Source organism: Bradyrhizobium sp. 26S5, from assembly GCF_036923295.1.
GTDB lineage: Bacteria > Pseudomonadota > Alphaproteobacteria > Rhizobiales > Xanthobacteraceae > Bradyrhizobium > Bradyrhizobium septentrionale.
In genome coordinates, this window is record NZ_CP145948.1 from 982033 (window position 1) to 1001680 (window position 19648).

Sequence of the window (19648 nt, forward strand, 5' to 3'; positions counted from 1 at the left end):
TCAGAAATCGAAATTGATCATCTTCTTCATCACCAGCACGCCCATCGACATCCAGACGGCGCAGGCGACCAGCATCAGCTGGCCCATCGAGTTGGTCCACAGCAGCGCGATATAGTCCGGCGTCGTGAGGAACACGAGGATCATCACGATCGGCGGCAGCGAGCCGATGATGGCGGCGGAGGCCTTGGCTTCCATCGACATCGCTTGGATCTTCTCGGCCATCTTCTTGCGGTCGCGCAGCACCTTGGACAAATTGCCGAGCGCTTCCGACAGGTTGCCGCCGGACTTCTGCTGGATCGCGATCACGATGCCGAAGAAGTTTGCTTCCGGCAGCGGCATGCGCTCATAGAGCCGGGAACAGGCCTCGCCGAGGGGCATGCCGATCGCTTGGGTCTCGATGATCGCGAGGAACTCGCTGCGCAACGGCTCCGACGCGTCGTTGACGACCGCCTTGAGCGACTCGAACAGCGGCAGGCCGGCCTTGATGCCGCGCACGATGACGTCGACGGCGTCGGGCAGCGCCTTCAGGAAGGCCTTCTCCCGCCGCTTCTTCAGCCAGCCGAGCAGCCAGCGCGGTGCGCCGAGACCCATGGCAAACCCGATGCCGGCCGCGCCGAGCATGCCTCCGCCGGCCAGAAATGCGGCGCCGAACCCGAACAGGCCGAGGGCGCCGGAGATGATCCAGAATTTCTGCTCGGACCATTCCAGTCCGGCCTGCGAGATGCGCATGCCAAGCGGGACTTTCCTGTCCTTCTGCCGCCGCGCTTCGAGCTCCTTCAACGATCCTTCGACCTGCTCGCGGCGCGAGCGTTGCGTGCGGTCGACATTTCGTGCTGCTGCAGGCTCGCTACGCGCCACCGATGCGCGGCGCGACTCGGCTTTCTTCTCTCCCGACAGGTAGGGATAAAGGAAGACCCAGGCGATGCCGCCCACGGTCGTGGCGGCGAGGAAGGCCAGGGCAAGGGTTTGCGTCTGCATCCTGCGTTCCCCTAGACCGGCGCCGGCGCGTCGGAGGCGTCGAGCGCCGCCGCGAGCCGCTTCTCTTCATTGTAGTAGCGCGCACGCTCCCAGAAGCGCGGCCGGCCGATGCCGGTCGAGCGGTGCTTGCCGATGATCTTGCCGTTGGCGTCTTCCCCGACCACGTCGTAGAGGAAGACATCCTGGGTGATGATGGTGTCACCTTCCATGCCCATCACCTCGGTGATGTGCGTGATGCGGCGCGAGCCGTCGCGCAGGCGCGCAGCCTGCACGATGATGTCGACCGAGGCGCAGATCATCTCGCGGATGGTGCGCGACGGAAGCGAGAAGCCGCCCATCGTGATCATGGATTCGCAGCGCGACAGCGCTTCGCGCGGATTGTTGGCGTGCAGCGTGCCCATCGAGCCGTCGTGGCCGGTGTTCATCGCCTGCAACAGGTCGAACGCCTCGGGTCCGCGGACTTCGCCGACGATGATCCGCTCCGGGCGCATACGCAGGCAGTTGCGCACCAGTTCGCGCATCGTCACCTGGCCCTCGCCCTCGATGTTCGGCGGCCGGGTTTCCAGCCGCACCACATGCGGTTGCTGCAGCTGGAGTTCGGCGGCGTCTTCGCAGGTGATGATGCGCTCGTCGTGCTCGATATAGTTGGTCAGGCAGTTCAGCAGCGTGGTTTTGCCGGAGCCGGTACCGCCTGAGATGATCACGTTGCAGCGGACCCGGCCGATGATCTGCAGGATGGTCGCCCCTTCCGGTGTGATCGCGCCGAACTTGACGAGCTGGTCCAGCGTCAGCTTGTCCTTCTTGAATTTGCGGATGGTCAGTGCCGGACCGTCGATCGCCAGCGGCGGTACGATGGCATTGACGCGCGAGCCGTCGGCGAGGCGGGCGTCGCAGATCGGCGAGGATTCGTCGACGCGCCGGCCGACCTGGCTGACGATGCGCTGACAGATGTTGAGCAGCTGCTGGTTGTCGCGAAAGCGGATGCCGGTGCGCTGGATCTTGCCGGCTACTTCGATGAACACGGTGCCGGCGCCGTTGACCATGATGTCGGCGATGTCGTCGCGCGACAGCAAGGGCTCCAGCGGTCCGTAGCCGAGCACATCGTTGCAGATGTCGTCGAGCAGCTCTTCCTGTTCGGCGATCGACATCACGATGTTCTTGATCGCGATGATCTCGTTGACGATGTCGCGGATTTCCTCGCGCGCGGACTCGCTGTCCAGCTTGGCGAGCTGGGCAAGGTCGATCGCCTCGATCAGGGCGCCGAAGATCGTCGCCTTGACCTGATAATAGTTGTCCGAGCGGCGGGCTTCGACGATTGGGGCCGGCGGCGGCTTGGCCGGGGCCAGCGGCGGCGACGAGATCGTGGGCGCGACGGACTCGCGCGCCATCGGCGGCGCGCCGGCGGGCTCCGGCGCCTGAAAGGCGGGCTTGGGTGCCCGCACGTCCCCATCGTTTCCGCTACGCTTACCAAACACGACGTCTTGACTCCACGCGGGCCACTATTTGGACCGCAGCTTTTCGAGCAGGGGCGACAGGAAGGACCCCCGCGGCTTCTTGGTCTCGCCGCGGCCTGTCAGCCGCTGCGCCATCTGCAGGAACATCTCGACCGCGCGGTGATTGGCGGAGATTTCCGCGATCATCTGGCCGTTGTTGGCAGCCGAACCGAAGATCTGCGGATCGAACGGGATTGCGGCGATCGGCTGGCTCTCGATCGCCTTGGCGAACTCGCCCGCAGCGATCTCCGGCCGTTTCGGCACGCCGACCTGGTTGAGGCAGTACAGCGGCGCGCGGTCGTTGGGCCGGGACGCCTTCAGGAGGTCGAACATGTTCTTGGCGTTGCGCAGATTGGCGAGATCCGGCGCCGCCACGATCAGGATGTCGTCGGCCGCGATCAATGCGCGCTTGGTCCAGCCGGACCATTGGTGCGGCACGTCGAGCACGATGCAGGGCATCGTGGTGCGCAGCGTATCGAAGATCGCATCGAACGCTTCGGCGCCGAAATCGTAGACCTTGTCGAGCGTGGCCGGCGCCGCCAGCAGGCTCAGATGGTCGGTGCATTTCGACAGCAGGCGGTCGACGAAGGCGGTATCGACGCGGTCCGGCGAGAACACGGCGTCCGCGATGCCTTGCGCCGGATCCTGGTTGTAGTTGAGGCCGGCGGTGCCGAACGCGAGGTCGAGGTCGGCGACCACGGAATCCAGCGCCAGATCGCGGGCGATCGCCCAGGCCACATTGTGGGCGATCGTCGAGGCGCCGACGCCGCCCTTGGCGCCGACGACGGCGACGATGCGGCCGACCGCCTTGGCTTCCGGCGCCGAGAACAGGTTGCAGACCGCGCGCACCACGTCGATCGCATGGGCCGGCGCGATCACATAGTCGCTGACGCCGCGGCGCACCAGCTCGCGATACAGCGTGACGTCGTTGACGCGGCCGATCACGACCACGCGGGTGCCGGCATCGCAGACCGTGGCGAGCTGATCGAGGCCGGTCAGGATGTCGCCGCGGCCCTCGGTCTCGAGGATGATGACGTTCGGCGTTGGCGCCGAGCGATAGGCCTCGACGGCAGCGGCCATGCCGCCCATCTGGATCTTGAGGTGAGCCTTGGCCAGCCGGCGATCCTCGCCGGCCGACTGTACGGCGGCGGCGGTCTCGACCGTTTCGCAGAACGCCTGAACCGAAACCCGTGGCGCCGGAGCAATATGGTCGTCCACGGCCTGCGACGTGGCGTCCGGCTGCTCTTCGGAGTTTTGCTGCGCGTAGGTGATCATTTTCCTGTATCGCTTAGCTTGGCCCTGTCGGACTCGGGATACGTCGTGGCGGTGGTGGTGCCCTTGCGATACTTGTCGAAGGCGATATTGCGACGCGACGTGTAGGCAGGGGTCTCCGCGCGCGGCTGCACGAGGTCAGACGGGTTTTCGACCATGGCGGCGAGGTTGCGCTGATTGGCGCAGCCGAAATTGTAGTACTGCTGGTTCTCGATGTAGGCCCTGTTGTGGATCGACGGGCCGAGGTCGTCCGGCCAGAGGCCGCACGGCCCCGCGGTGGCCTTCATCTTTGGATAGTTCACCCGGATCGCCGGCATCATCCGCGGATCGTCGGGGTGATATTTGCGAACCAGCATCCCGCGCGGCGGCACGCCGGCGGCGGCGAAGGTGGCCTGGATCTCGCGCAGGGATTCCTGGGCGGGCCGGGCGTTCGGCGTGTCGACCGGCACGTCGATCGTCACGGCGCCGGTTCCCTCGCGCATCCAGTCCCCTGCCATCTCCATCACCGAGGCGCGCTGATCCGCGGTCAGGCCGCCGCGGCTGCGGCCGACGAACACCACGATCGAGCGATCAGCCTCGGTCACCGAGATCGGATGACGCTGGCGATAGTCGGCGGGGGCGTCCATCGCGAAACTGTTGTCGGCGGCGTGCTGGCAGGCGCCGAGCGTCACGGCAAGGCCGACGAGCGCCGCTGCGATAGCGATCGGGCGCTTGGTACCGGCGGGTGTCCTGGATGTGGTCTGTGTCATCGTCCGCCTCAGTCCGTGATAAAGCCGTAGGTGCCGCGGTAATTCCGCGCCGGCTCGGTGCGGCCCGGCACGCCGTAGACGCGATTGATGCTGCCCAGCAGGTCGGCCTGCGGATCCGACGCATTGGCGAAACCGTCGTCCGGACGCGACAGGTCCTTCTGCGCCACCGCGCGAACGATATAGGGCGTCACCAGCACCATCATTTCGGTCTGGTTGTTGACGAAGTCGCGGCTGCGGAACAGCGTGCCGAGCACCGGCAGCGTCGACAGCCCGGGAAGGCCGTTGATCGCCTGCTTGGTCTGGTCCTGGATCAGGCCGGCCATCGCCATCGAGCCGCCCGAGGGAATTTCCAGAGTGGTCTCTGCGCGGCGGGTCTTGATCGAAGGGATCGTCGTTCCGTTCGCGCCGCCGGTCAGCGAGTTCTCGGTCGAGACTTCCGACACTTCCGTCATCACGCGCAGGCTGATCCGGCCCTCGGTCAGCACCACCGGCGTGAAGTTGAGCGAAATGCCGAATTTCTTGAAGCTGACGGTCTGAACGCACTGTCCGATCGCGCCGCCCGTCGTGGTCTGACAGGTCACGCCGGTCGGAATCGGAAATTCGCCGCCGGAGATGAAGGTGGCTGATTCGCCTGAGATCGCGGTCAGGTTCGGCTCGGCGAGCGTGCGGACGACGCCGGCGCTTTCCATGGCGCGGATCGTTGCGGAGACCGAGGGCGCCGACCCGAACGCGGTGGTGATGGCGTTGTTGGGCACCAGCGCTGCGTTGTTCGCCGTAAACGGGTTGGCGTTGGCGAATTTCACCACCGCTGTGCCGTAATTGAGATTTGCGGTGAGGTCGATGCCGAGCTGCTTGATCAGGCTGCGCGAGACTTCGGCAACTGTGACTTTCAACATCACCTGGTCACGGCCGCGAACCGTGATGGAATTCACGACCTTGTCGGTGCTGCCGACCAGCCGGGCGGCCATCTCGCCGGCCTGCTGCGCCTCGACCGGGCTCGCCGCACTGCCGCTCAGCACGACGCCCTCTCCGACGCCCTCGATCTGGATGTCGGAATTCGGCATTGCCTGACGCAGCGCCGCACGGACACCGTTGAGGTCGCGCTTGACCGCGATGTCATAGGCCGCGATCTGCTGGCCGGCGGCATCGAAGAACACGATGTTGGTCTGGCCGACCGTCGCGCCGATGATGTAGGCGCGTTGCGCCGAGCGGACCACGGCGTTGGCGATCTTCGGATCGGCGACCAGGACGTCCTTGATATCCCTGGGCAGATCGATCACCACCGATTTGCCGACGCCGAGCGCAAGGAAACGGGCGTTCATCTGACCATCGGCCGCCGCAGGGGCGGCGGCGGCGCGGTAGTCGCTCGCCACCACCGGCGTCAGCGCCGGGTTGAGCGTGAGCGCTGCGACCGCCGAGAACGACAATGCGCGGACCATGTAGGCCCGCATCGTCCGTTGAGTTGCCCCGCCCTTCATCACGTCTGTCCTCATGATCACTTCTGCATCGTTGCCTGGTTGGCAACGCCAAAGCGGATGACGTTGATCGTCTCACCGCGCTTTTGGGGGTTGTCGTCGGTCCTGACGTCGGTCGCGTTGACGTCGACGATGCTGCGCAGCGCCAGCGACAGGATGCCGCTCTGGCGCGCGCGCGCCAGCGTCTCGGTCTGCTCGGGCTTCAGCTCCAGCGTCACCGTTTTGCCGATCAGTGCGTTGGTGCCGTCCTTCTCCTTCGGAGCCTGATCGATCGCGAGCACCCGGATATTGGTCAGGATGACCTCGGAATTGACGATGTCGGCGCCGTTGCGGTCGGGATTCTTGTCCCGCTTGGACAGCAGGACGTCGACGCGGTCATTCGGCAGGATGAAGCCGCCGGCGCCGGTCTCCGGCGAGATCTCGGTCGATACTGCCCGCATGCCGGTCGGCAGGATCGCAGCCATGAAGCCGCTTCCGTCCGCCTTGACGAGCTTCTGCTCGCGAATCGGCTCGCCCTGGATGAAGGGGGCACGCGCGATCGAGCCGGTGACGTCCTTGATGGCTTCGGCGTTGCTGTCCCTGCGCATGAAGCTGGCGCTGGCGGTCGCCGCCGGCCAGGTCTGCCACTGCAGATCCTCGGGCTTCACCGCTTGGCCGAGGCCGATGTCGGCTTTCGCGACCAGGATGTCGACGGTAGGCAGCTGCGCGACCGGGGGAGGCGCCGCCGGCTTGTCGTCGCCTCCGCTTGCCAAATAGAGCGCCGCAAGGCCGGCGCAGCCTGCAATTGCCAGGACCAGAATGCGGGCCTTATCCATTACGCTTCACTTTCCACATGACGCCGCGACGCTGCCGCCGCCGTGATGGGAGTTGACCAGCTATTCGTCAAAGCATGGTTAATGAGGCGTATCTAAATCGCCTTAACGAGCGGTTACCGCTGCTTTCTCAGCGCATCGCGAAGTGCGCGAGATCAATCGTCTTGATCCAGTCCGTCTCGGGATAGATCAGCAGGGCGCCGAGGGCGAGTGCGATGCCGTAGGGAATTCCGGTCTGCTTGTCGTGCAGCCGGCTGAGCCAGGCCTGGGACGCGAGCGGGTAGGGCAGGGGCCATTGCCGGAGCTGCAACAGCAGCACGGTCAACGCACCGCCGAACAGCGACGCAAACACCAGATAAGGCAGCAGATGCTCGAACCCGAACCACAGGCTGGCTGCGGCCGCGACCTTGGCGTCGCCGCCGCCGACCCAGCCCATCGCGAACATGCCGAACGCCACCACCAGCACCAGCGCGCCTGCGCCGGCATGGGTAAGAATGTCGTGGACGCCCATCCCGGTCAGCGGCGCCAGCACGAAGAAGCCGGCCGCCAGTGCCAGCGAGATCCGGTTCGGGATCGTCATGGTCAGGAGATCGCTCGCCGCCGCGAAGGCCATCAGGGCCGGAAACAGCATCAAGCGTGCGATGTCGAGGATCATGGATTCATGCCGTCAAGCTGGAGCTGCGGTCGAGACCCGACGCTAGCGGCCATTGGTGAACAATCGGGAAAGGACTGCCGGCCGCTTCGAAGGCGGCCGGCAATTGGAGCCCGACAAATAGCAAAGGTCCCGGGGTTGCCGGGACCTTTGATGCGAACTCGTCGGAACCGGCTTACTTCAGCGAGCCCGAGATCGAGTTGAAGGTACCCGAGAGTTTCGTGCCGACGCCGTTGACCGCAGCGATGATCGCGATGGCGATGCCGGTCGCAATCAGGCCGTATTCGATGGCGGTCGCGCCCGACTCATCCTTCACGAAGCGCGAAACGAGGTTCTTCATAAAATTCACTCCTGTGTACACGTGGCTGGTCGAACTAGGTTTGGTCTGGCCGGCGTTCTCAGCACCGTGACCATGGCGGCACCCTACGGTTCGACGATTTCGGTGCAGTTAATTTGATCGCATAAACTCTGGGGGAACCCGCTGTTGTTGCGCAAAGTAAATTTGGCATTAAGCGGCTCGCCAAAATTGCAGATTGTTGCCGAGGCCGGCCGCGGCCGGGGTCTATTCACGGCTCCTTAAGCGCACATCTATACCCATGAGGCTTCCGTAGAATGAGGCTGTCATGTCCACCCTTCCGCTTGAAGTCATCGAGATGCTCGGCCAGACGATGATGAGGGTGGTGCCGATCACGATCGGCCTCGCATTGTTCTTCAGCGTGCTGACCCACTTCTGGGCCTGCAATCCCGGCAAGCCGTGGTGGCAGAAGCGTGAGCTGGTCACTGACATCTGCTACTGGTTCTTCGTGCCGGTGTTCGCCCGCGTGCTGCGCATCGGACTCCTGGTGGTCGGCGCGGCCGCGGTCTTCAACGTGCACGGCGCCGACGATCTCATCGCGTTCTACGAGAACGGGCACGGTCCGCTGTCGCAGCTTCCGCTCTGGCTGCAGTCGATCGTCTTCCTGGTCGCCTCGGACTTCATGCTGTATTGGCTGCACCGGATGTTTCACGGCGGCGGCTTCTGGAAGTACCACGCCATTCATCACTCCTCCGAAGACCTCGAATGGATTTCGGCGGCGCGCTTCCATCCCGTCAATCTCCTGATCGGCACGATCACGGTCGACGTGATTCTGCTGATGGCCGGCATCTCGCCGAACATCATGCTGTGGGTCGGCCCGTTCACCACATTCCATTCGGCCTTCGTCCACGCCAACCTGAACTGGACACTCGGCCCGTTCAAATATGTGATCGCGACGCCGGTGTTTCATCGCTGGCATCACACCGCGCTCGAGGAAGGCGGCGACACCAATTTCGCGGGCACGTTTCCGCTCTGGGACATCCTGTTCGGGACGTTCCGCATGCCCGAAGGCAAGCTTCCGGAGGATTACGGCGTCGACGCCGAGCAGGGCGTGCCGGCCGAGATCGGCGGACAGCTGGCCTATCCGTTCCGGCATTGACGTCGTTGTCCGGCCCGTGCCCGCATGAGTGCTGAGACCGCAACCATCCCGCAGGCAAGGGCCTCCATGTTCGCCGAGGTCCCGGCCTGGTTCTGGATGGCGTGCGGCGTCTATGCGCTGCTGCTGATCGTCGGCGACAGGCTGCTCGCCGATTCCGACACCTACTGGCAAATCGCGGTCGGCCGCTGGATCCTCGACCATCGCGCGCTGCCGTCGGTCGATATCTATTCGTTCACCAAGGCAGGTCAGCCATGGATGTCGTCGTCCTGGCTGGCGCAGGTCCTGTTCGCGAAGGCCTATGATCTTGCCGGGTGGACCGGGCCCGCGGCGCTGGCCGCGGCCTGTGGTGCCGCCACCTTCGCGCTGCTTACGGCCATTCTCAGCCGCGCGCTGCCGGCGATCTATGCGAGCCTGGTCGCGTTGGCGGCGCTGGTGCTGACATGCGGGCATCTGCTGGCCCGTCCGCATGTGCTGGTGCTGCCGATCATGATGGTCTGGGCGAACGGCCTGATGGTCGCCAGTGAACGCCGCGAGGCCCCCTCGTTCTGGCTGCTGCCGCTGATCGCGCTCTGGGCCAATTTGCATGGCGGCTTTCTGTTCGGCCTCGTGCTTCTCGGCGCCTTTGCGCTCGATGCGATGTGGAATGCCGCGCCCGCGCAAAGATTGCCGCTCGCGCTGCGCTGGACGGCATTCGGTATCGGCGCGCTGGCCGCGTGCTGCGCGACCCCCTACGGATGGGGTTCGCTCCTTGCCTCCTTGAAGATTCTCAGCCTCGGCGAACTGCTGCATCTGATTGCGGAGTGGATGCCGGCGAACTTCAGCCACATCGATGCGTTCGAGCTATCCATTCTCGGCCTGATCGGCGGGGCGCTCTATTGCGGAGTGAGGCTGCCGCTGCCGCGGATCGCCCTGGTGCTGGGCCTGCTGCACATGGCGCTGTCCCATGTCAGGAATCTCGAGCTGTTCGCCCTGCTGCTGCCGCTGGCTGCGTTGATGCCGGTGGCGACCCAGTTCGATCTGCGTGCCGCGAGCATTGTCCGGCTGAAGGCTGCGCCGACTACGATATTCATCGTCGCGCTGTGCGCCTCGACCTGGTTCGTTGCGGCACGGGGCAACATCGCGCCGCCGCCGATCCATTCGCCCGCTGCTGCCGTTGACGCGCTGAAGGCGCACAATGCCCGGCGCGTGCTCAACGATCTGCAGTTCGGCGGATATCTGATCTGGCGTCAGGTGCCGGTGTTCGTCGACGGGCGTGCCGAGCTTTACGGCGAGACGTTCGAGATGGCCTATTACCGCGCGCTCCAGCTCAAGGACGTCGACGGCTTCTTCGATCTGCTCAAGACCTACGACATCGATGCGGTGATGCTCGACCCGGCGACGCCTGCCTCCAGATTTCTCGATCATATCGATGGATGGCAGCGCCTCTACGCCGACGATTGCGTGGTGATCCATGTGCGTACGGGCGGCGAGGCGGCGGCCGCGCGCCCTGCGGGATAGGCGCGAGATTCCAAGGCCGCTGGCCGATCCGCTCCGGAAGTCGTGACATCCGCGCAATTCGGCGCTCGATATTTGCGCTTCTTAAATGAATTGCCGTCAGATTCGCCTGCGTCGGGCGCCGGTCCGCTGCGTATCGCTTTTGCCGGCCTGTTAACGTCCCGGGGTACAATATGTCGTTTCAGTCCCATCGTATTCGCGCCGTCACGCGCATTGGATTCATCTCGCTGGCCGCAGCCGTGCTGCTGTCGCCCGCGTTCGCAACGGCTGCGCCCGATCCCGACCGGATCGCGGTCAATGTCGATCAGGCCAAGCTCGTCAAGCTGCCCGGAGGCATTGCCACGATCGTGGTCGGCAATCCCCTGATTGCCGATGTCACCCTGCAGAATGGCGGTGTTGTCGTCGTGACCGGCAAGGGCTACGGCGCAACCAATTTCATCGCGCTCGACCGCACCGGTCAGGTGCTGGTGGATCGCCAGATCCAGGTCGAAGGCCCGACCGATCAGCTCGTCACCGTCTATCGCGGCGTCGATCGCGAGACCTACAGCTGCATGCCGGTCTGTCAGCGCCGCATCACGCTCGGCGACGGCGACGTCTATTTCAAGTCGACCATGGACCAGGCCGGTACGCTCAACACCCAGGCCTCCGGCCCGGGCGCGGGAGCGAAACCGCAGAACTAGCACGTGTCCGCTCCGGCGCCACTCACGCCGGGGCCCTGGCCGATCGGGTGCCGTTCGTTCGACATGGTTAAGCAAGACCTAACGGATCGGGGCACTCTGTCTCGATCCGGCGAAACACTTCAACAATGAGTCTTGGGGTAGTTGTTGCTGCCATGTTGATCCGGGGTCGTTGATGCCGCTGCCCGCTCGTTCCTTCGCAGGCCTGCTCCGCCGCTTTCGCCGAAATCGCCGTGGCGTGACCGCGGTCGAATTCGCGATGGTCGCACCGCTGTTTTTCGGATTGCTGTTCGCGATCATCGAAGTGGCAATGATCTTCCTTGCCAGCCAGGTGCTCGAGACGGTGACGCAGGATTCGGCCCGCTTCGTCATGACCGGTCAGGCCCAGGGCCTGAGCTACACCCAGCAGCAGTTCAAGGACTACGTCTGCGGCCGGGTCAGCGCGCTGTTCGATTGCACCAACGGCATATTTGTCGACGTGCGCAGTTATTCCTCGTTCAGCAGCGTCAACATCACGCCGCCGATCGACTCCAGCAATGCGTTCATTCCGGCCACGAAATGGTGTCCCGGCAAGGACGGCGACGTCGTGGTTGTCCGGCTGTACTATCAGTGGCCGCTGTTCGTCACCAAGCTCGGCTTCAACGTCGCCAACCTCTCCAACGGCAAGCGGCTGTTGACCGCGACCGCGACGTTCAAGAACGAGCCCTCCGGCACCTCCGGAGCCACATGCTCATGAGCAAAGTCGTGAAAACCTTAGCTGCGGCATTGCTGCGTTCCGTCGCCGCCCTCGGCCATGACCGCCGTGGCCTCGCCGCCGTCGAGTTCGCCTTCATCGTGCCGCTGATGCTGGTGATGTTCTTCGGCACCGTCGAGTTCTCATCCGGCGTCGCGGTCGACCGCAAGGTCACGCTGATGGCGCGCGCCGCGTCGGATCTGACCTCACAGGCAACGGCGGTGGTCGACACCGACCTGCAGAACTTCTTCAGCGCCGCCGTCGGCATCATGACGCCGTACGATCCGTCGCCGACCAAAATCACATTGTCGGAAATCTACGTCGACAACTCCAATATCGCGCGGATCCAGTGGAGCAAGGCGGGAACGATCGCCAGCGGTGCCACGCAAGCCACGGTGACGGCCTCCGCGCGCAGTCAGGGTGATGTGGTGACGAGCCTGGTCCCGGCGTCGCTGCTCATTGCGGGCACCTATCTGATCTTCAGTGAAGTCAGCTACAAATACGTTCCGACGATCGGCTACGTGATGGCCAAGAGCGGCATCAATCTCAGCGACGTCGCCTATACCAGGCCGCGGCAGTCGCTGTGCGTGAACTATTCCTCGACGTCGGCCACCGCGTCGAACGCCTGCACGACTTACTAGAGCGTTTTCGAGCGAAGTGGGCACCGGTTCGCGTGAAGAAAACGCGTCAAAGTCTAGAAGCGTTTTCGAGCGAAGTGGGCTGCGGGCCCGCGATCCATACAAAAAGGGCCGTACCCGGAGGTGCGGCCCTTGATGCTTTGACGACAATTTCCTGGAGCTTCGCGCTTCCGGGAAATCGGCTTATCCGGCGGCGCGCAGATTGTCGGCCGAGGATTTGCCGGAACGGCGGTCAGCCACGATCTCGTAGGAGATCTTCTGGCCTTCACGCAGAGTGCCAAGGCCGGCGCGCTCGACTGCACTGATGTGCACGAACACGTCGTTCCCGCCTTCATCCGGCTGGATGAAGCCGTAGCCCTTGGTCGCGTTAAACCACTTCACGGTTCCCATGCTCACGTGGGTAGTCCCTTCTCAGATATACAAGTTCAAGACCCGCTGATCGGCGGGGTGGTGAGATCGAATTTTTGGAAGGGTCGTCAGCGTCTGAACCGGCTGTACCGGTATTGGCTAATGTCGTCCGGCCGAAAATCGATGGGTAGGATATTATTCGATAGAAGGCTTCAAAACAATCCTGACGTGCGCGATTTTTTGGCCGGCGCAGGCGCCGGCCAATTGCTGCGCAGGACATCAGGATGTCATGCGCGCAGCAGTTGCAACCTTGTTTATCGGCGGCGGAACTGGCCGCCGCGCTGCGCTCCGCCTCGTGGCGGGCCGCCGGGCGCGCCGCTCGGACGCTCGTCCTTGTGGCGGAAAATCAGGCGGCCCTTTTCGAGATCGTAGGGCGACATTTCGATCGTAACGCGGTCGCCGGCCAGCGTCTTGATGCGGTTTTTCTTCATCTTGCCGGCGGTGTAGGCGACGATCTCGTGTCCGGCATCGAGTTGTACCCGGTAACGAGCGTCGGGGAGGATTTCGGTCACCAGTCCTTCGAACTGGATCAGCTCTTCCTTAGCCATATGGTTCTCCAGATCGAGCGACGGCTAGTGCTTCGGTCGGTTGTTGCGGTTGGGTTGCGGATTCGGCCGGCTCTCGCGATGCAAGAAGGCGACGCCCTGGATGCCTTCGCTGTTGCCGGCCTGCGACGGACGCGGCGACTCGCTCCGGCTCGTCTGCGGCGCGCCATTATTACCACCTGGACGGCGGCGGCGGCGAGGCCCTTTTCCACTTGGAGCCGTCTCATTCTTCCCACGGACATTATGCGCGCGTGGCGCAGAACGGCCACCCCGGTGCGGGTGGGGCGCCTGAGCCGGTGCGGTTTCGCGGTTGCTGCCCGGCGTGCGACGGTCTTCCCGCGGCAGCGTGACGCGGATCAGCCGTTCGATGTCACGCAAATAGCCCATCTCTTCGGCACCCGCGATCAGCGAGATCGCGACCCCGTCGGCCCCGGCGCGCGCGGTGCGGCCGATGCGGTGGACATAGGTCTCCGGGATGTTGGGCAGGTCGAAATTCACGACATGGCTGATGCCGTCGACGTCGATGCCGCGGGCGGCGATATCGGTCGCCACCAGTGTACGGATTTCGCCGGTGCGGAACGCCGCCAGCGTACGCTCGCGGTGGTTCTGCGACTTGTTACCGTGGATGGCATTGGCGCTGATGCCGGCTCGCTCCAGGCCTTTCACCACCTTGTCCGCGCCATGCTTGGTGCGGGTGAAGATCAGGGCGCGATTGACCGGTTCCTGCTTCAGCAACTGGGCGAGAATCGCCGGCTTGGCCGCGAAATCGACCTGGATCACGCGCTGGGCGATCCGGTCGACCGTCGAGGCCACCGGCGTCACCGCCACGCGGGCGGGGTCGCGCAGCATCGCTTCGGCGAGTTCGGCGATGTCCTTGGGCATGGTGGCCGAGAAGAACAGCGTCTGCCGCCGGATCGGCAGCTTGGCGACGATCTTCCGGATGTCGTTGATGAAGCCCATGTCGAGCATGCGGTCGGCTTCATCGAGCACCAGGAACTCGACCTGGTTGAGCTTCAGTCCGTTGCTCTGCACGAGATCGAGCAGGCGGCCGGGGGTGGCGACCATCACCTCGACGCCCTGCATCACGCTGCGGACCTGGCGGCCCATCGGGACGCCGCCGATGGCGAGCGCCGAGGACAGCCGGAGGTGGCGGCCATAGGCATTGAAGCTGTCGAGGATCTGCCCGGACAGCTCGCGGGTGGGCGAGAGCACCAGCACGCGGCAGCTCTTGGGCTGCGGACGGATGCGGTTCTCGAGCAGCCGGTGGAGGATCGGCAGCGCGAAGGATGCGGTCTTGCCGGTGCCGGTCTGGGCGATGCCGACGACGTCGCGGCCGGCAAGTGCGAGTGGGATGGTCTGGGCCTGGATGGGGGTCGGTGTGAGATAGTTCTCTTCACGAAGCGCGCGGGCGATGGGTTCGGCGAGGCCGAAATCCTGAAAGGAGGTCAAAAGGTGGTTCTTTCCATAAAAGCCGTCGTCGTCCCGGTCCAATATCGGCCGGAATCGCTTGAAGGCGTTCGGGACACCCGCGTGTCTGGGGCGTCAAGCTGGGTTAGCTGAAAGGCGAGCCAGAAGCCGCTTGGGGCGGCTTGTACACGCAGCTCGCGAAGGCACCGCGATTTCGCGGGCATGGAGAGGATATGGACCAGGAACAGGGCGGTTTCAAGGTGAGATTGCCGGATCGGTGCCCGAAGTTCGCCGATCGCTCGCGCAAACTGTCACAAATCGGCGCCGGAATTTTAGCCAAAACGACAAATTTGCCCACAAAATAATCTGATTGCACTTTCGGCAGTCAAGATGACGGCCCAATGATTGAGCAATCGATTTCCGTATTTGCCCGGAACTCACAAAATTATCCAGCCGGTTCATTGGCTTAAGGTGCCCGCGCACCGTGGCACAGTTCTTGCGATTCCCTTAACCGCAGGCGGCCAAGCGGCCGTTTCGCAAGCGTTCACGCCTGCGTCAGGGAGACGACATTTCATGCTTACTCAGCTTACTCACAAAATAACGACGATGACCCGCCGCCGCGCGCTCGCGGCGACGGCCGGCCTGGTTTTGGGCCTGGCTGCGTCCTCGCCGTTCGCGCCCGCGCAAGCGGCCGACGACACCATCAAGGTTGGCGTCCTCCATTCGCTTTCCGGCACCATGGCCATCAGCGAAACCACGCTGAAGGACACCATCCTTTTCCTGATCGACGAGCAGAACAAGAAGGGCGGCGTGCTTGGCAAGAAGCTCGAGGCCGTCGTGGTCGATCCCGCATCGAACTGGCCGCTGTTTGCGGAGAAGGCGCGCGAGCTGATCACCAAGGACAAGGTTGCGGTCGTGTTCGGCTGCTGGACCTCGGTGTCGCGCAAGTCCGTGCTCCCGGTGTTCAAGGAGCTGAACAATATCCTGTTCTACCCGGTGCAGTATGAGGGCGAGGAATCCGAGCGCAACGTGTTCTACACGGGTGCCGCGCCGAACCAGCAGGCGATCCCCGCCGTCGACTATCTGATGAAGGACGAGAAGGTGAAGCGCTGGGTGCTGGCCGGCACCGACTACGTCTATCCGCGCACCACCAACAAGATCCTGGAAGCCTATCTGAAGTCGAAGGGCGTCGCCCCGGAAGACATCATGATCAACTACACGCCGTTCGGTCATTCCGACTGGCAGACGATCGTGGCCGACATCAAGAAATTCGGCTCGGCCGGCAAGAAGACCGCCGTGGTCTCCACCATCAACGGCGACGCCAACGTCCCCTTCTACAAGGAGCTCGGTAACCAGGGCATCAAGGCGACCGACATTCCGGTGGTCGCGTTCTCGGTCGGTGAAGAAGAACTCGCCGGCATCGATACCAAGCCGCTGCTCGGCCATCTCGCCGCCTGGAACTACTTCGAGTCGATCAAGACGCCCGAGAACGAGAAGTTCATCAAGGCGTGGCAGGCCTACACCAAGAATCCGAAGCGCGTGACCAACGATCCGATGGAAGCGCACGTGATCGGCTTCGACATGTGGGTCAAGGCGGTCGAGAAGGTGAAGTCGACCGATCCCGACAAGGTGATCGACGCGCTGCCCGGCATCGAAGCCAAGAACCTGACCGGCGGCACCTCGAAGATGCTGCCGAACCATCACATCACCAAGCCGGTGTTCATCGGCGAGATCAAGGCCAACGGCCAGTTCGACGTGGTGTGGAAGACCCCGGGCCTGGTGGCCGGCGACGCCTGGTCGAAGGAGCTCGAGGGCTCCAAGGACCTGATCGGCGATTGGGTCGGCAAGAAGTGCGGCAATTACAACACCAAGACCAACAAGTGCGGCGGCCAGGGCTCCTGATGGAGAGCTTGATCCGGACCCGGAGGGCCGCGTTAGCGCAAAGTGCGAAGCGGTTTTCCGAAAAGATCACGCTCAATCAAAAGTCCTGACCTCAACAACGACACAACACAACCATCCAAGAACCTGGAGAAGGCGGCACAGCTCGCCGCCTTCTCCTCACACTCCTGCCGGGGTACTGACGTGTTCGCCAATTGTATTGATCGCTTTCGTGCGCTGCTTCTCTCGATCCTGCTGCTGAGCTGTTTCGCCATTCCGGCGCTGGCCGGCCCGTTCGAGGATTCGGTCGCCAAATTCGCCAATGACGAGTTCTCCGACACCGAGGAGGCGATCGGCGGGGTTGCCGCATCGGGCAATGCGCTGGCCTCGCCCATCATCAGCGCGCTGCAGGACGGCCGGCTGTCGGCCGATCCGGACAGCAAGAAGGTCTTCATCACGCAGACCGACGGCAAGATCATCGACGCCGCCACCGGCGCTGCCGTCGACAAGCTGCCCGACAACGCCGCCGCCGTTCGCCTCAACAACCGCCTGCGCCGCACCGTGGAGGCCGCGCTCGGCGGCCTGACGCTGTTGTCGCCGGATCCGGCCAAGCGGCTCGCGGCTGCGCAGTCGGTGTTCAAGAGCCACGAGGAGAACCTGCTGCCGACGGTGGAGGGCGCGCTCGCCAAGGAGAGCGTCAAGTCGATCAAGCAGGCTTTCGCCGAGGCGCGCGCCGCCATCATCCTGTTCAAGTCGGATGCGTCCGACAGCGACAAGCTCGACGCCGTCGCCGTGGTCAAGGCGCGCGGCGACCAGGAGGCGCTGGCGCTGCTCACCGGGCTCGGCGACCAGCCGCCGCTGGTCGCCCAGGCGGCGGCAACCGCGGTCACCTCGATCCAGAGCAATCTCGCGATGTGGTCGATGGTGCAGAATGCCTGGTACGGCCTGTCGCTCGGCTCGGTGCTGCTGCTCGCCGCGATCGGGCTTGCCATCACCTTCGGCGTGATGGGCGTCATCAACATGGCGCATGGCGAGATGGTGATGCTCGGGGCCTACACCACCTTCGTGGTGCAGGAGGTGATCCGGACCCGTTATCCCGCGCTGTTCGACTATTCGCTGCTGATCGCGGTGCCGCTCGCCTTCCTGGTCGCCGGTATGATCGGTGTTTTGATCGAGCGCACGATCATCCGCTTCCTCTACGGCCGTCCGCTGGAAACTTTGCTCGCGACCTGGGGCCTGTCGCTGGTGCTGCAGCAGGCGGTGCGCACCGCGTTCGGCCCGACCAACCGCGAGGTCGGCAATCCCTCCTGGATGAGCGGCGCCTTCGAGCTCGGTCAGATCACCATCACCTATAATCGGCTCTGGATCCTCTGCTTCACGCTCGCGGTGTTCGCCATCCTGCTCGCGATGCTGCGCTACACCGCGCTCGGCCTCGAGATGCGCGCGGTGACGCAGAACCGCCGCATGGCGGCCTCGATGGGAATCGCCACCTCGCGCGTCGACGCATTGACCTTCGGCCTTGGCTCGGGGATCGCCGGCATTGCCGGCGTGGCGCTTTCGCAGATCGACAATGTCAGCCCGAATCTCGGCCAGAGCTACATCATCGACAGTTTCATGGTCGTGGTGTTCGGCGGCGTCGGCAATCTCTGGGGCACGCTGGTCGGCGCCTTCACGCTCGGCATCGCCAACAAGTTCCTGGAGCCGGTGGCGGGTGCGGTGCTCGGCAAGATCGCGATCCTGGTGCTGATCATCCTGTTCATCCAGAAGCGGCCGCGCGGCCTGTTCGCGCTCAAGGGTCGGGCGGTGGAAGCATGACGCCGCACATCCTCACCCGTTCGCTCGACCGCGCCGCGACCGCGTTCGTCCTGCTCGTTGCCGCGGTCGGGGTGCTGATCCCGCTGTCGAACCTGCTTTTGCCGCAGGGCTCGATGTTCCAGGTGCCGACCTATCTGGTGGCGCTGTGGGGCAAATATGTCTGCTACGCCATCCTAGCGCTCTCGATCGACCTGATCTGGGGCTATTGCGGCATCCTCTCGCTCGGTCACGGTGCGTTCTTCGCGCTCGGCGGCTACGCCATGGGAATGTATCTGATGCGCCAGATCGGCAGCCGCGGCGTTTACGGCAATCCTGTTCTGCCCGACTTCATGGTGTTCCTGAACTGGGACAAGCTGCCCTGGTACTGGTACGGCTTCGACAAATTCGCATTTGCCGCGCTGATGGTGCTTTTGGTGCCGGGCCTGCTCGCCTTCTGCTTCGGCTGGCTCGCCTTCCGCTCGCGCGTCACCGGCGTCTATCTCTCGATCATCACGCAGGCGATGACCTATGCGCTGCTTCTGGCATTCTTCCGCAATGATTTCGGCTTCGGCGGCAACAACGGCCTGACCGACTTCAAGGACATCCTCGGCTTCAACGTGCAGGCCGAAGGGACCCGTGCCACGCTGTTCCTGCTGAGCTGCCTTGCGCTGATCATCGCTTTCCTGATCTGCCGCGCGATCGTCACCTCGAAGCTCGGCAAGGTCCTGATCGCGGTGCGCGACGCCGAAAGCCGGACCCGATTCCTCGGCTATCGCGTCGAATCCTACAAGCTGTTCGTGTTCACGCTGTCGGCCTGCATGGCCGGCGTCGCCGGCGCGCTCTACGTGCCGCAGGTCGGCATCATCAATCCGAGCGAATTCGCCCCCGGCAATTCGATCGAGGCGGTGATCTGGGTCGCGGTCGGCGGCCGCGGCACGCTGATCGGAGCGGCGCTCGGCGCCGTCGTCGTCAATTACGCCAAGACGGTCTTCACATCGGGGCCGCTCGCGCCGTACTGGCTGTTCATGCTGGGCGCGCTGTTCATCCTGGTCACGCTGCTATTGCCCAAGGGCATCGTCGGCACCTTCAACAGCTGGTGGGAGACGCGGCGTAGCGCGGCCCTTGCGGCCGACCGGGAAAGCGCCGCGCGCGAAGACGGCGTCGGCGCACCGAACCCGGCGGAGTAGGC

General features: G+C 64.1%; 19 protein-coding genes. 8 read left to right on the plus strand and 11 right to left on the minus strand.

The annotated features are described in order from the left end of the window. The 8 genes from V5279_RS04500 to V5279_RS04535 all read right to left on the minus strand — a co-directional run bounded on the left by V5279_RS04500 (position 1) and on the right by V5279_RS04535 (position 7771). Positions 1-978, minus strand: a complete 978-nt coding sequence (locus tag V5279_RS04500) for a type II secretion system F family protein (RefSeq protein WP_338695411.1) — start codon at positions 976-978, stop codon at positions 1-3. An 11-nt stretch (positions 979-989) separates the two neighbouring features. Continuing rightward, positions 990-2453, minus strand: a complete 1464-nt coding sequence (locus V5279_RS04505) for a CpaF family protein (protein ID WP_029077760.1) — start codon at positions 2451-2453, stop codon at positions 990-992. Positions 2454-2477: 24 nt separating this feature from the next. Beyond that, a complete protein-coding gene (locus V5279_RS04510) occupies positions 2478-3746 on the minus strand; it encodes an AAA family ATPase (RefSeq protein ID WP_029077759.1) in 1269 nt (422 codons plus the stop codon). Next, positions 3743-4492, minus strand: a complete 750-nt coding sequence (locus tag V5279_RS04515; RefSeq protein ID WP_166302028.1) for a CpaD family pilus assembly protein — start codon at positions 4490-4492, stop codon at positions 3743-3745. Before V5279_RS04515 ends, V5279_RS04510 begins: the two co-directional genes overlap by 4 nt. 8 nt (positions 4493-4500) lie before the next feature. Beyond that, entirely contained in the window at positions 4501-5985 is a 1485-nt protein-coding gene (locus V5279_RS04520) for a type II and III secretion system protein family protein (protein ID WP_338695417.1), read from the minus strand. Between the two features lie 2 nt (positions 5986-5987). Next, on the minus strand, positions 5988-6782 hold the full coding sequence (gene cpaB / locus V5279_RS04525) for a Flp pilus assembly protein CpaB (protein ID WP_029077756.1): 795 nt from the start codon (positions 6780-6782) through the stop codon (positions 5988-5990). 127 nt (positions 6783-6909) lie between these two features. Then, a complete protein-coding gene (locus V5279_RS04530; protein WP_029077755.1) occupies positions 6910-7434 on the minus strand; it encodes an A24 family peptidase in 525 nt (174 codons plus the stop codon). Positions 7435-7606: 172 nt separating this feature from the next. Beyond that, positions 7607-7771: a Flp family type IVb pilin gene (locus V5279_RS04535; RefSeq protein WP_016842642.1), complete on the minus strand. Its 165-nt coding sequence runs from the start codon at positions 7769-7771 to the stop codon at positions 7607-7609. 283 nt (positions 7772-8054) lie between these two features. On the opposite strand from V5279_RS04535, the gene V5279_RS04540 reads away from it, so the two are divergent. The 5 genes from V5279_RS04540 (at position 8055) to V5279_RS04560 (ending at position 12430) form a co-directional block, all read left to right on the plus strand. Next, a complete protein-coding gene (locus V5279_RS04540) occupies positions 8055-8885 on the plus strand; it encodes a sterol desaturase family protein (protein WP_029077754.1) in 831 nt (276 codons plus the stop codon). Between the two features lie 24 nt (positions 8886-8909). Further along, positions 8910-10382, plus strand: coding sequence for a hypothetical protein (locus V5279_RS04545; protein ID WP_338695425.1), 1473 nt, complete (start codon positions 8910-8912; stop codon positions 10380-10382). 170 nt (positions 10383-10552) lie between these two features. Next, a complete protein-coding gene (locus tag V5279_RS04550) occupies positions 10553-11059 on the plus strand; it encodes a pilus assembly protein N-terminal domain-containing protein (protein ID WP_166302043.1) in 507 nt (168 codons plus the stop codon). A gap of 172 nt (positions 11060-11231) precedes the next feature. Then, a complete protein-coding gene (locus tag V5279_RS04555; protein WP_166302046.1) occupies positions 11232-11792 on the plus strand; it encodes a TadE/TadG family type IV pilus assembly protein in 561 nt (186 codons plus the stop codon). Continuing rightward, a complete protein-coding gene (locus tag V5279_RS04560) occupies positions 11783-12430 on the plus strand; it encodes a TadE/TadG family type IV pilus assembly protein (protein ID WP_338695428.1) in 648 nt (215 codons plus the stop codon). Before V5279_RS04555 ends, V5279_RS04560 begins: the two co-directional genes overlap by 10 nt. A 180-nt stretch (positions 12431-12610) precedes the next feature. Here V5279_RS04560 and V5279_RS04565 read toward each other — a convergent pair whose 3' ends face one another. From V5279_RS04565 to V5279_RS04575, 3 genes are all read right to left on the minus strand, one after another. Beyond that, positions 12611-12823, minus strand: coding sequence for a cold-shock protein (locus V5279_RS04565; protein WP_016842648.1), 213 nt, complete (start codon positions 12821-12823; stop codon positions 12611-12613). A 266-nt stretch (positions 12824-13089) separates the two neighbouring features. Further along, positions 13090-13383, minus strand: a complete 294-nt coding sequence (gene infA / locus V5279_RS04570) for a translation initiation factor IF-1 (protein ID WP_016842649.1) — start codon at positions 13381-13383, stop codon at positions 13090-13092. A gap of 24 nt (positions 13384-13407) precedes the next feature. Beyond that, positions 13408-14829 carry a DEAD/DEAH box helicase gene (locus tag V5279_RS04575; protein ID WP_338695444.1) on the minus strand — a complete coding sequence of 474 codons (1422 nt, stop codon included), beginning with the start codon at positions 14827-14829 and terminating at the stop codon, positions 13408-13410. Positions 14830-15360: 531 nt separating this feature from the next. On the opposite strand from V5279_RS04575, the gene urtA reads away from it, so the two are divergent. The 3 genes from urtA (at position 15361) to urtC (ending at position 19646) form a co-directional block, all read left to right on the plus strand. After that, positions 15361-16689: an urea ABC transporter substrate-binding protein gene (gene urtA / locus V5279_RS04580; RefSeq protein WP_338695446.1), complete on the plus strand. Its 1329-nt coding sequence runs from the start codon at positions 15361-15363 to the stop codon at positions 16687-16689. 195 nt (positions 16690-16884) lie between these two features. Beyond that, positions 16885-18480 carry an urea ABC transporter permease subunit UrtB gene (gene urtB, locus V5279_RS04585; RefSeq protein WP_414645997.1) on the plus strand — a complete coding sequence of 532 codons (1596 nt, stop codon included), beginning with the start codon at positions 16885-16887 and terminating at the stop codon, positions 18478-18480. Then, on the plus strand, positions 18477-19646 hold the full coding sequence (gene urtC / locus V5279_RS04590) for an urea ABC transporter permease subunit UrtC (protein ID WP_166302055.1): 1170 nt from the start codon (positions 18477-18479) through the stop codon (positions 19644-19646). The genes urtB and urtC overlap by 4 nt, the downstream gene beginning before the upstream one ends. Positions 19647-19648 lie beyond the last annotated feature (2 nt).